General features: G+C 70.8%; 10 protein-coding genes. 1 reads left to right on the top strand and 9 read right to left on the bottom strand.

What is annotated here, in order from left to right:
- Window positions 1–2 precede the first annotated feature (2 nt).
- The 9 genes from LPT13_RS06035 to LPT13_RS05995 form a co-directional block, all read right to left on the bottom strand.
- Window positions 3–656: a CDP-alcohol phosphatidyltransferase family protein gene (locus LPT13_RS06035; RefSeq protein ID WP_242164609.1), complete on the bottom strand. Its 654-nt coding sequence runs from the start codon at window positions 654–656 to the stop codon at window positions 3–5.
- A gap of 100 nt (window positions 657–756) precedes the next feature.
- Window positions 757–1116, bottom strand: coding sequence for a 4Fe-4S binding protein (locus LPT13_RS06030; RefSeq protein WP_242164607.1), 360 nt, complete (start codon window positions 1114–1116; stop codon window positions 757–759).
- Between the two features lie 7 nt (window positions 1117–1123).
- Complete coding sequence (locus LPT13_RS06025) at window positions 1124–2212, bottom strand: hydrogenase large subunit (protein WP_242164605.1); 1089 nt, start codon at window positions 2210–2212, stop codon at window positions 1124–1126.
- Between the two features lie 2 nt (window positions 2213–2214).
- Window positions 2215–2967 (bottom strand): NADH-quinone oxidoreductase subunit C, encoded by a 753-nt coding sequence (locus LPT13_RS06020; protein WP_242164603.1) that lies wholly within the window; start codon window positions 2965–2967, stop codon window positions 2215–2217.
- Window positions 2968–2970: 3 nt separating this feature from the next.
- Window positions 2971–3417 carry an NADH-quinone oxidoreductase subunit B family protein gene (locus tag LPT13_RS06015; RefSeq protein WP_242164601.1) on the bottom strand — a complete coding sequence of 149 codons (447 nt, stop codon included), beginning with the start codon at window positions 3415–3417 and terminating at the stop codon, window positions 2971–2973.
- Window positions 3418–3426: 9 nt separating this feature from the next.
- Window positions 3427–4296, bottom strand: coding sequence for a respiratory chain complex I subunit 1 family protein (locus LPT13_RS06010; RefSeq protein ID WP_242164599.1), 870 nt, complete (start codon window positions 4294–4296; stop codon window positions 3427–3429).
- 15 nt (window positions 4297–4311) lie between these two features.
- Window positions 4312–6231: an NADH-quinone oxidoreductase subunit 5 family protein gene (locus LPT13_RS06005; protein ID WP_242164597.1), complete on the bottom strand. Its 1920-nt coding sequence runs from the start codon at window positions 6229–6231 to the stop codon at window positions 4312–4314.
- Between the two features lie 317 nt (window positions 6232–6548).
- Complete coding sequence (locus tag LPT13_RS06000) at window positions 6549–8744, bottom strand: YhgE/Pip domain-containing protein (protein WP_242164595.1); 2196 nt, start codon at window positions 8742–8744, stop codon at window positions 6549–6551.
- A complete protein-coding gene (locus tag LPT13_RS05995) occupies window positions 8728–11295 on the bottom strand; it encodes a YhgE/Pip domain-containing protein (RefSeq protein WP_242164593.1) in 2568 nt (855 codons plus the stop codon). Before LPT13_RS05995 ends, LPT13_RS06000 begins: the two co-directional genes overlap by 17 nt.
- A 247-nt stretch (window positions 11296–11542) precedes the next feature.
- Between LPT13_RS05995 and LPT13_RS05990 the strand changes: the two genes are divergently transcribed.
- A complete protein-coding gene (locus tag LPT13_RS05990) occupies window positions 11543–12529 on the top strand; it encodes a hypothetical protein (RefSeq protein ID WP_242164591.1) in 987 nt (328 codons plus the stop codon).
- The last annotated feature ends 6 nt before the right edge of the window (window positions 12530–12535 follow it).

Raw genomic sequence — 12535 nt, 5'->3', positions numbered from 1 at the left:
GCCTACCGGTCGCCTTCCCGGCCCTGCTCGCGCAGGGCGCGCGCAGCGGCCCAGAGGTAGTAGGCGGTGGTGCCGATGGCCAGGGCCAATCCGGCGTAGACGAGCCAGATGCCCCAGGACACGGGCTCGGCGGTGAAGCCGGGCAGCCACGCCGCGTCGCAGACGCCCAGGCCGCCCACGAGCGGCCAGTTGAGCACCAGGCCGGCGAAGCCGGTGAACAGCAGCGTGGTGGCCACCTTGCCGGCGTAGACGACGGGCACGCGGATGCCGCGCCTGAACAGCAGCCACGAGCCGCCCACGAGCAGAAGGGCGTCGCGGGCGATGACGACGAGGATGATCCACAGGGGAAGACGGCCCACGAGGAACACGCCCAAGACGCCCGTCACCATGAGCACGCGGTCGACCGTCGGGTCAAGCAGCTGGCCGAGCTTGGACACGCAGTGGGTGCGCCGGGCGATCTGCCCGTCGAGGAAGTCGGTTCCCGCGGCCAGGGCGAAGGTGAGGGCGGCGGCCAGGTCGTGGCCGGAGAGCAGCAGCCACAGGTAGAGGGGCACCAAGCACAGGCGGATGACGGAGATGACGTTGGGGATGGTGAGGATGCGGTCGGTGACCTCCTCGACGGCCCCGTCCGTGCCGTTCTGCCGTGCTGCGCCCATGTGATCGCCTCTCAAGAAATCCGGGCCCCGCGAGGAGCCCGGATCATCGACTATGCCAGGGGGCCATTGTAACAGAAGCGCGGCCCGCGCGGCGGGCGCGTTACTCGGCCGCCGCCTTGGGGTCGGGGACCTCCACCACGGTGACGGCCTGCACGGCGGCCACGGGGGTGTAGGTGGGCTCCATGGCCAGGCACGCCTTGGGGCAGGCGCGGGCGCAGGAGCCGCACTGGACGCAGCGGAAGGGGTCGATGGCCCAGGTGCGGGCCTTCTTGTCCACCTCGATGGCGTGGCAGGGGCACGTCTTCTGGCAGATGCCGCACAGGATGCACAGGCTCGCGTCGTTGACGATGTGCCCCTTGAGCCCCGCCGGCGCGGTCTTGGTCACCACGGGGTACAGGACGGTCTCGGGCTTCTTGAACAGCGACCCGAAGGTCATGCCACCGAGCTTGAAGGAACCCATGTCGCGCCTACCTCTCTGTGCAGCTGATGCACGGGTCGATGGTCAGGATGATCATGTTGACGTCGGCCAGGTCGCAGCCGGCCAGCGCCTTGGTCATGCCCGCCAGGTTCTGCGAGGTGGGCGTGCGCATGCGCATGCGCTCGAGGTTCTTGGTGCCGTTGCCGCGGGCGTAGTAGTAGCACTCGCCGCGGGGCTGCTCCAGCACGTTGGACGCCTGGGCGCCCGCCGCCGGCGCGCCCTTGACGGCCACCTCGATGTCGCCGACGGGGATCTTCGCCGCCAGCTCCTTGACGATCTCGATGGACTGGAGCACCTCGAGGCAGCGCACCTTGACGCGGGCGAAGCAGTCGCCGCCGTCGTCGGTGATGGGCTGGAAGTCGGACAGGTCGCCGTAGGCGCCGCGGCCGAAGGAGCGCACGTCGTAGCCCACCGCCGAGGCGCGGGCGAAGGGGCCCACCATCGACAGGGCCAGCGCCTCGTCGTGGCTGATGTAGCCCACGTCCACGGTGCGGTTCTTGACCGACGCGTCGGTGAGCAGGGTGTTCATGATCTTCGTGTAGTCGTCCACGATGCCGTCGAGGGTGGCGATGACCTCGGCCATCTGCGCGTCGTCGATGTCGCGCACCACGCCGCCCACCTTCACGACCGACAGGATCACGCGGCCGCCCGTCGTCTTCTCGAAGATGTCGAGCACGCGCTCGCGCAGACGCCAGCAGTGCATGAACATGCTCTCGAAGCCGAAGGCGTCGGCGGCGAGCCCCAGCCACAGCAGGTGCGAGTGGATACGGGACAGCTCGTGCCAGATGACGCGCAGGTACTGGGCGCGCTTGGGGACCTCCACGCCCATGAGGCTCTCCACCGTCTCGGCGTAGCCGAGGGAGTGCCCCATGGCGCAGATGCCGCAGATGCGCTCGGCCACGTAGATGAACTGGTTGTAGTCGCGGGTCTCGACGAGCTTCTCCAGCCCGCGGTGGACGAACCCGATCTGGGGGATGGCCTCGATGACCTTCTCGTCCTCGACCACCAGGTCGAGGTGGAGCGGCTCGGGGAGGACCGGGTGCTGGGGCCCGAAGGGGATGACCGTCGCCTTGCCCATGCTTACTCACCTTCCTTCGCGCCCGCCGCGGCCGCCCGGGCCGCCTTGGCCTCCATGGCGGCGCGCACCTTGGCGGCCTTCTCGGGGTCCATCGCCGCCAGCTTCGCCTCGAGCTCGGCGTCCTTGGCGGCCTGCTCGGCCTCGGCGGCCTTCTTCGCCTTGGCGGCGATGGCGGCGCGCACGCGGGCCACCTTCTCGGGGTCCATGCCGGCGAGCTTCGCCTCGACGGCCTCGTCGTCGGAGGGCTTGAGCACCTTGCCCGCGCCCGTCCCGGCCGCCTTGGCCTCGGGGTGCGCGGCCAGGAACTCGGCTTGGGCCTCCCCCGCCTTCTCGGCGCGCTCGGCCTTGGCGGCCTTGGCGGCGGCGAGCTTGGCGGCCTTCTCGCGGGCGGCCTTGAGCTCCGGCGAGATGATGGTCATGGGCTCGGGCTGGGCCACGCGGTAGAAGTTGCCGCCGAAGTCGATGGCCAGGCCCTCAAACGAGATGCCGAACAGGTCGTGGATCTCATTCTCGAAGACGAAGGCGGCTAGGAACTCATCGGTCACCGACGGCACCGTCGCATGGGGCGGCAGCGCCTTGACGATGCGGTTCTCGAGCAGGCCGTCCCTCATGTAGGAGTAGATGAGGTCGATGCCGTCTTCGGTGTTGACGGCGAGGGTCTGGACGTAGCGCCAGCCGTCCGCCTTGCGCGCGGCCGCGTCCTCGTGGATGGCGTCGGCGGCCAGCGGCGTGAACTCCTGGCTGAATCGGGCCATGGGCTACTCCCCCCTCTTCTTCGACTCTTTGAGCGCCTTGGACTTCTCGTCCAGGACGGCGACGCCCTTCACGATGGCGTCGATGAGGGCCTCGGGCCGCACGGCGCAGCCCGGGGCGTACACGTCGACGGGGATGGCCTTGTCCACCCCGCCGATGACGTTGTAGCAGTCGTGGAAGATGCCGCCGGAGCAGGCGCAGATGCCGCATGCGACGACCACCTTCGGCTCGACCATCTGGTCGTAGATCTCGCGGACGACGCCGATGTTCTGCTCGTTGACCGACCCGGTGACGAGGAAGATGTCGGCGTGCTTGGGGTTGCCCGTGTTCACCACGCCGAACCGCTCGCCGTCGAAGCCGGGGCAGAGCGTCGCTAAGACCTCGATGTCGCAGCCGTTGCAGCTCGAGCCGTCGTAGTGGATCACCCAGGGGGATTTCGATGCGAAAGCCATGGTGCCTCCTTACAGGAACGCGAGGAACGCGATGTTCACGCCGCCGGCGGCCAGCGCCACCGCCCAGGCCGACTTGAGCATGAGCTGCCACTTCACGCGCGCGAAGTTGTTGTCGATCCAGATCTCGAGGAAGTAGACCGCCAGCACCACCGCCACGGCCAGGATGATCGACAGCGGGTTGCCCCACACGAAGAACATCCCGATCCAGCCGAGGAACAGCACGTTCTCGCACCAGTGCATGATCTCCACCAGGCCCAGCGTCGGCCCGCTCATCTCGGTGGTCATGCCGCGCACGATCTCCTGGTGGGCGTGGTGCGACATCGACAGGTCGAAGGGCGACTTGCGCAGCTTGATGGTCAGGATGAACAGCAGGCCCAGGAAGACCAGCCAGATGGTGGTGATGACCGGCGCGTCGAGCGCGAGCACGTCGCCCACGTCGAAGGTGCCGGCCGCCAGGTAGAAGCCCACGGCCAGGAGCAGCACCATGGGCTCGTAGGCCATGACCTGGAGCGTCTCGCGGGCGGCGCCCACCTCAGCGTAGGGGCTGCGGGTGGAGTAGGCCGCCATGATGAAGAACAGGCTCGACAGCGTGATGATGAACACGCACATGAGCAGGTTGCCGCCGGTGAAGAACACGCCGCCGGCCACCCAGGCGAACAGGAGCGCGCAGCCCACGTAGGTGCGCTCAACGGAGTTCACCGACACGCTCTCCTTCTCGAAGAGCTTGCGCACGTCGTAGTAGGGCTGGAGCAGGGGCGGCCCGACGCGGCCCTGCATGCGGGCGCTGATGATGCGGTCGAGGCCGGCGAGCAAACAGCCGACGACCGGCGCGATGAGGGCGAAGGCGACGGTGCCGATGAGGGTGGTTAGGATGGTCATCTTCTCAGCCCCTTCCTAGAGCAGCGTCGGCGCCACGGCGGCGATGACGAGGGCCGCGACCATGATGGCGGAGTTGAACACGACGCCCACCGGCGCGATGCGCTTCTCGCCGAACACGTCGTCCATGTACCAGTTGCGGGCCGTGGCCACCGAGGTGCCCGACAGCGCGTTCTGGAAGGAGCGCTCGTCGGCCCCGCGGCTGACGCCGGCCAGGTAGACGTCGACCTTGCGCGTCTTAGGCGAGCCGCCCATGCCGGCGAACAGCACGACCACCACGATGGCCACGCAGATGCTGGCTATCCAGAGGTTGTCGGTGGAGATGTCCTGGCCGAGGATGCCGTAGATCGACGTCACGTAGGGCTCGACCAGGTAGGTCGAGATGAGCGGCAGCGTCACGCAGGCCACCACCAGAAGCACCGCCATGAGCAGCAGCGCGGCCCACTCGGTCTTGTGGACGGTGACCTCGACGTTCTCGGGCGAGCCGGCGATGCCCGCCAGCTTGCCGAGCCACTTGGCCCAGAACATGAAGGTGGCGGCCGAGCCGAAGGCCAGGATGATGACGAGCGCCACCTGGTCCATGTCGACGAAGGACACGAGGGTGGCCCACTTGGCCACGAGCATGCCGAAGGGCGCGATGAACATGCACATGATGCCGAGCATCATGAAGCGGGCCAGGCGCGGCATGCGGTCGAAGAGCAGGTCCATCGACTCGATGTCGCGGCTGCCGATGTGGTGCTCGGCGGTGCCCACGCACAGGAACAGCAGGCTCTTGGCGATGGCGTGGAACAGGATGAGGAACTCGGCCGCCCACACCGCCTCCGGCGTGCCGACGCCGGCGCAGGCCGTGATGAGGCCGAGGTTGGCGATGGTGGAGTAGGCCAGCACGCGCTTGGCGTTGGACTGGCTGATGGCCATGAACGAGCACAAAAGGAACGTGATGCCGCCGACGAGCATGACCATCATCGAGGGCACGGGGCTCATGAGCAGGACGGGGGCCAGCTTCACGAGCAGAAACACGCCCGCCTTCACCATGGTGGAGGAGTGGAGCAGCGCGCTCGTGGGCGTGGGGGCCACCATGGCGCCCAGGAGCCACGTCTGGAAGGGCATCTGCGCCGCCTTGGTGATGCCCGCGAAGGCGAGCGCCACCACGGCCACGGCGACGAGCGCCGGGTCGGCCACGCCGAGCATGATGAACTCGACGAACGAGAAGGTGCCCAGCTGGATGGCGCACACGTAGAGCGCGACCAAGAAGCCGATGCCGCCGGCCAGGTTCATGATGATCTGGCGGAAGGCATTGGCGATGGCCTCCTCGGTGCGCGTGTAGCCGATGAGGAGGAACGAGCAGACCGTCGTGACCTCCCAGCCGGTGAACATCCACTCCATGTTGTTGGAGAACACGATGACGAACATGGCCGACAGGAACACGAACATGAGCGCGAAGAACAGCGGGCGGCGGTCCTTGGCGCCCTCGGGCTCGTGGGCCTGGAAGTCGCGCATGTAGCCGAGCGCGTAGACGCAGATGCCGCTGCCGATGACGCCGATGATGAAGGTCATGAGCAGCGACAGCGAGTCGAAGTAGAGCCCGAGCGGCACCTCGATCTCATGGGCGAAGACGAACTCGAGCACGAGCGCGCCCACCAGCTGGACGAGCGCGAGCGCCCCGGCCAACAGATTCCTGTACTTCACCGCGAAGGCGAGGATGATGCCCACGATGACGACGCTCACCCCGGTGCAGGTGAAGTCGAGCGCCAGCGAGGAGAACTCGAAGAAGACGCCCTGGGTGCCCAGGTTGGACCCGACCAGCACCACCGAGGCCGCGCCGATGATGATCGCCGAGGCGCACACGATGACGTTTCGCGCCCCGTCGCCGCGCACGGCGAGGAGCACCGCGGCCACCACGAGCGGGAAAACGATGAGAAATCCGAGCAATGCCACGAAGTTCCCCCTTCTACCCGTTTGCCTTACGGGGGACGGCGCGCCCGGGGCCCTCTCCGCGCCCGGCGCGGGAGCCCCCGCCTTGCCAAGGAGGGTACCAAAAGGCGCCGCGCGGGCGGGGCGGCCCAAGGGGCGGGGGCGTTTTGGCCGGTGAGGGGACGAGGGGCCCGCGCCCGCCGCGCGCCGGCGGCAGCCCAGGCGGGGCGAGCGGTCGCGGGGCCCGCGCGGGGCGCGGGCGGGTGCCGGGGCGCCGCGGGCGACGAGCCGGGGGCGCGACGCGCGGCGGGCGGGCGCGGCGAGAGGGGGCGGGCGCGGCCCTACCCCACCAGCTTGGAGGACTCCACCTGCTCGACGTACCAGGCCATGAACCGGGAGAGCGGCTTGCGCAGCACGAGCCCGATGAGCGCGGCCGGCAGCACGAAGAGGAGAAGCTCGCCCATCTGCACCCAGTAGTCGGCGCCGTAGGTGCCCATCATGGCCGCGCGCATGGCGCCCACCACGTGGGTGGCCGGCAGCCACGGGCTCAGCGCCTGGACGAACCCGGGGAGGAGCTGGAGGGGGAACGAGCCGCCGCAGCCGGTCACCTGGACGATGAGCAGCAGCACCGCCACGGCCTTGCCGAGGTTGGCGAAGGCGGCCACGAGCGCGTAGATGAGGAACGTGAACACGAGGCCCGCCACCCAGAAGCACAGCATCAGCAGCCAGGGGTGGGCCGCCTGCACCTGGAGGAAGAAGAGGTTGCCGAGCCCCATGAGGGTGGTCTGCGCCAGCGAGATGAGCGCCATCACGCCGAAGCGCCCGAGGAAGAGCTGGCGGGGCTTGGGGTCGTCGAGACGCGCCCGCTCGGCGGCGCCCACGGTGGGCTTGACCACCACCAGGATGAGGAGCGAGCCGATGAACAGGGCGAGCGTCGTGTAGAGCGGCGCCATGGCCGAGCCGAAGTTCTCGGCCGGGAACACCGCCACCCGCTCCACCGCCACCGGCGCGGCGAGCGCCTGGGACAGCACCTGGGCGTCGGCGGAGAGCACGTCGGCCAGGGCGTGGGGGTCGCCCGCGGCCAGGGCGGCGTCCACGGCGTCGGCCAGGGCGCGCATCTCGGAGGCGGCCGAGCGCAGGCTCGCGGCCGCCTCGTCGATCTTGCCCGAGGCCGCGTCGAGGGACCCGGAGGCCGACCCGGCCGACGAGGTGAGCCCCTCGCCCGCCGCGTCGAGGCGCCCGAGCGTCCCCTCGAGCCCGTCGGCGAGGGAGGAGGCGTCGGCGGCCAGCTGGGCGAGCTGGGGCGCCAGGTGCTCGTCGTAGTCGGCCTTGAGCGCGTCGATGCGGTCGCGCGCCTCGGCGGCCCGCTGGCGGGCGGCCTCGCGGTCGGCCTGGGCCGCGTCGTCGCCGGCCTCCAGCTTGTCGGCCGCCGAGCGCAGGTTGGCCTGCATGGCCTGGGTGAGGTCGGCCACGGCGGCCATCCCCTCCGCGGCGTGCTCGAGGGCGGCGCGGTAGTCGTCCGGCGCCTGGGCGGCCAGCTCCCCCAGGCGAGCTGCCAGGTCGCGGTAGGAGGCGATCTGCCCGTCGAGCAGCGCGGCCTGGTCGCGCAGGTGGGAGGCCGTGGCCGCGGTGCTGCCCGCCATCGCGTCGAACACCCCGTCGACCGACCCGGCGGCGGCCCCGAAGGCGGCCGACGAAGCGGCGAGCGCCTCGGAGAGCCCGTCGCCCGACGACGAGAGCGCGCCGGCGGCCTGGCGGACGGCCGCCACGCCGGCGGCGGCCGGGCCGGCCGCGTCGCCCAGCTCCGAGCGGGCCTGGGCAAGCAGGTCAGCCGAGTCGTCCACGAGCGAGCGCGCCGTCTGGGCGAGCGAGGAGTACAGCCCGAGCACCCCGGCCGCCCGGTCGGACGCGTCGGCCAGCGCGCGCACGTGGGCGGACAGGTCGGCCACCCGCTCGTCGAGCCCCTCCTCCTCGGCGAAGCGCGACAGCGAGTCGGCCACGCCGAGCGCCACCTCCGACAGCGTCTCGGCGAACACCTCGTTGACCTGGTAGGACACCGTGTCCGCGCCGCGGTCGGTGATCTTGGGCGCGATGGCGCTCTTCTTCTCGTTGGCGTAGTAGACGATCTTGGCGTGGTCGGAGTCGTCGGCGTAGAACGTCATCATGTCGCGGCTGAACTCGGCGGGGATGACCACCGCGGCGTAGTAGCGCCCCGACCGCGCGCCGTCCACGGCGTCGTCGGGGGTGGTGATGACCCAGTCGATCTGGTCGTTGGCCCGCAGCGCGCTCACCACCTGGTCGCCCACGTTCACCCGCAGGGGCACCAGGTCGCTCTTGTAGCCCTCGTCGGAGTTGGCCACCGCCACCTGGAGGTTGCCCGTGTTGTCGAAGACGTTCCAGCAGGCGATGACGTTGTACCAGGCGAAGATGGAGGGCATGACCACGAGGCCGGCCGTGATGATGACCGACACGACGTTGGCGAACAGCCGCCGGCAGTCGTCGCGCAGGATGTGCCAGACGTTACCCACGGCCCTCATCCCCTCCGTCCTCGACGGCCTGACGCGCGCCGTAGAGCTCGAGCAGGCGCTCGTCGGGCAGCGAGCCGAGCCTCAGCTGGCGCTCGAAGCTGCACCGCAGGCTCTCGACCACCACGAGGAACACGAACAGCGCGGCGATGAAGGCGAGCCAGCCGGTGAGCACCCACACCTTCTCGGCCGGCGTGAGCGCGAAGACGACGGCGAGGGCCGCCGGCACGGCCACGCCCACCACCACGGCGCCGCGGATGAGCCGCGGGTACCAGCGGCGGAAGCGCGCGTAGCGCTCCTCCAGGCTGGCGCGGTACTCGTCGCGGTCGGACAGCACGCGCACGATCTGCGAGAAGCGGTAGGGGCGCCGGGGCACCTCGACGCGCTCGCCGTTGAACAGGCCGCCGGCGCGCACCTGGTCGGCCACCATGAGGTTCACGTTGGCCATGAGCGGGCGCACGATGAGCCCGAGCGCCATGGACACGGCGAAGAACAGCGCGAGCATGGCCAGGTCGCCCGCGTAGGCGGTGCCGTAGAAGCCGAAGATGGCCTCGCGCATGGCGCCGATGCCGTAGGTGAAGGGGAAGAACGGGTAGATGGCCTGGAAGAAGCCCGAGGTCATCTCGATGGGGTAGAGCCCCGTGGCGCCCGGGATCTGGGCGAACACGAGCACGACGCAGATGCCCTTGCCGATGTGCTGGAGGGTGACCGACAGCGCGTAGATGATGCTCAGGTACGAGAGCGACGTGACGGCCGCGGCGAAGAACAGCGCCGGGGCGCTGGCCGCCTGCACCCCGATGGCGAGCACGCCCGCGCAGCAGATGACCGCTTGGAGCACGGCCATGGCGGCCAGCAGCAGGAAGCGGCCCAGGTAGCGCTGGGCGATGGTCAGCCCGGGGATGCCCTCGCCGTCCACCTCCTGCTTCATGATGACCAGCAGCATGAAGGCGCCGATCCAGAAGGTGAGGTTCATGAACAGGGGCGCCATGGCCGAGCCGTAGGCGTTGAGCGGGTAGAGCTGCTCGGTGACGAGCTCGGTGGGCGAGCCCATGAAGTCGGCGATCTTGGCGGCGTCGAGCCCCTCGTCGCCGAACAGGCGCGTGAGGGCGCCGGACTGGCCGATGGCCATGACGTCGGTGCGCACGAGGGAAAGCTCGCCCTCGAGGCCGGCGAGCAGCCCGTCGGTCTGGCCCACGGCGTCGGCCGCAGCGTCGAGGGTGCCGGTGAGCTGGCCCAGGGCCGCCGAGGCCTGGTCGATGAGGGTGCGCTGGCCCGCCACGGCCGCCGACAGCGAGGCGGAGGCCCGGGCGAGAGAGCCCAGGGCCTGCTCGACGGCGGGCAGCGTGGTGCCGAAGAGGGCGTCGGAGTAGCCCCCGGCCGCGTCGGTGGCCTGGCTCACGGCGGCGGAGAGGGCCGCGGAGGCCTCGGCGGCCGACGAGGACACCGAGCCGGCCTGGCCGTTCAGGTCGGCCAGGGCCCCGAGGGCCTGGCGCGCCTCGGCGTTGCGCTGGTCGAGCTCGGAGGCGGCGGCCTCGAGGGCCGCGCGCTCGGGGTCGCCCTCGGGCAGGGCGGCCGCGGCGGCGTGGAGCTCGGAGGCGAGCGCCTCGGCGCGGCCCACGGCGGCGCTGCCCTGGCCGATGGTCTCGCCGATGGAGCCCTGGGCCCCGGCGACGGCCTGGTTGAGGCCGGACACGGCGGCGTCGGCCCGTGCCGCGCCCTGGGACAGCGCCGTGAGGGCCTGGCCCACGGCCGGCATGGCGCTCTGGGCGAAGGCGCCCAGGCCCTCCTGGGTGCGCGCGGCCAGGTCGGATGTGGACGAGAGCGAGCGGGACGCCGCCTCGACGCCCTCGCGGGCGCGGGCGAGGTCGCCCCGGGCCGCCTCGGCGCGGTCACGCGCCTGGGCCACGGCATCCCCCACCTGCGCGAGCGCGTCCCGGGCGCCGGCCACGGCCTCGGACGCCTCGGCGAGCTTGCCCGCGGCGCCCTCCCGCGTGCGGCCCAGGGCGTTCTGGGACTCGAGGTAGGCCTCGTCCACCGAGCCGGCCACCACGTCGCTCACGGTGGACACGAAGGTGGAGTTGATCGTCTCGTCCAAGGTGGTGGCGCCCGCGTCGGTGATCTTCGGCGCCACCGGGCCCGCCTTCTCGTTGACGTAATAGGTGAGCGCCGGCTGGGTGAAGTCGCCGGTGGTGAGCGTCAGGAGGTCGGCGGTGAAGTCGGGCGGGATGACGAAGGCGGCGTAGGCCTCGCCCGCGTCCAGCTGGGCCATGGCGTCGTCGTAGTCGGTGAACTCCCACTTGAGCTGGTCGTTCTCGTGCAGCTTGTCCACGATCATGTCGCCCACGTGGAGCTCGCCGGTGAGCTCGGAGGAGCCGCCCTCATCCTGGTTCACCACGCACACGCGCAGGTTGCCCGTGTTGTCGTAGGGGTTCCAGAAGCCGATGACGTTGTACCAGGTGTAGATGGAGGGAAGCACCAGCAGCGCCACGACCACCACGAGCGCCGGGGGCACCTTGAGCAGGCGCAGGACGTCGCGCCGAAGCACGCGCAGGGCGTTGCCCATAGGTTGCGGCCTCCTCTCCTCTCGCTCGGCTTCCTGTCGGTGCGGAATAATACCCCACATGGGGTGTAAAACGCAACCGGGTAGTTCGCTGGGGCGGCGGTGCGCGGCCGTCCCTCCCCTCCTGATTATCGACGCGCCCCGCCGGGCAGGCAAGTCACGGTTCCCTGACCGTTGGGGCGCACCCGCCAGGGCCGGCGCGCCCGGTGCTACGCTGGCCCCGTCACGCCCCTGTCGGAAGGAGGCCGCCATGGCCGCCACGCCCCGCCGCCCCGCGCGGATCGCCCTCATCGTGATGGCCGCCCTCCTCGGCGCGGCCGTGGCCGTCGTCGCCCTCGCCAACGTCGTCGTCCGCGTCGCCTTCGCCCCCTTCTACGAGCATGCCGAGCCGTCCCTGGCCATCCCGGGCATCGGCGAGGGGTTCGTCTGCCAGGACCTCGACCGCCTCGACGTGGGCGGGTCGTGGCTGTTCAGCGGGTACATGGCCGACGGGTCGGCCTCGCCGCTGTACCGGGTGGGGCCCGACGGCGCGGTGTCCCGCGTCTTCCTGGAGCTGCCGGGCGGCGGCCTCTACGACGACCACGGCTCGGCCGTCACGAGCGCCGGCGGGCGCGTCCTGGTCGCACGGGAGGGCGGCTACCTCGTCCTCGACGAGGCCGCCGTCGCCGGGGCGGCCGACGGCGCGGCGGTGGGCGTGCTCGGCCAGGTCGACCTCGGGTTCTCCCCCTCGTTCATGAACGCCGAGGACGGCTACCTGCTCGCGGGCGTGTTCTACCACCCCGGCGACTACGAGACGCCCGAGGCGTGGCGCCTGACGACGCCCGACGGCACCGAGAACCCCTCGATGATGTTCGCCTTCCCCGCCGACGCCGACTCCCCCGCCGGGTTCTCGGTGCAGCCGGCGGCCGCCTTCTCCATCCCCGGGATGATCCAGGGCGTGTGCGTGTCGGACGGCGCCGTCGTGCTGTCGCAGTCGTTCGGGCTGGCCCCCTCGCACCTCTACGCCTACGACGGGGCGCGCCTCACCCGCGACGGCACCTTCCCCGACGGCGGGCTCGACGTGCCGCTCTACTGCCTGGACGGCCGCTCCCTCGCCGTGGACCTGGCCGCGCCGCCCATGACCGAGGGCATCGAGTCGTTCGAGGGCCGCGTGATGGTGAGCGAGGAGTCCGCGAGCGCGAAGTACCTGTTCGGCCGCCTCTACGGCGCCGGGCGGGTCTACGCGGTCGAGCTGTAGGCGCGA

The sequence above is a fragment of the Adlercreutzia faecimuris genome, assembly GCF_022669055.1.
Taxonomy (GTDB): Bacteria; Actinomycetota; Coriobacteriia; order Coriobacteriales; family Eggerthellaceae; genus Enterorhabdus; species Enterorhabdus faecimuris.
The sequence above is the reverse complement of the archived record's forward strand: the minus strand, read 5'-3'. Positions and strand labels throughout refer to the sequence as shown.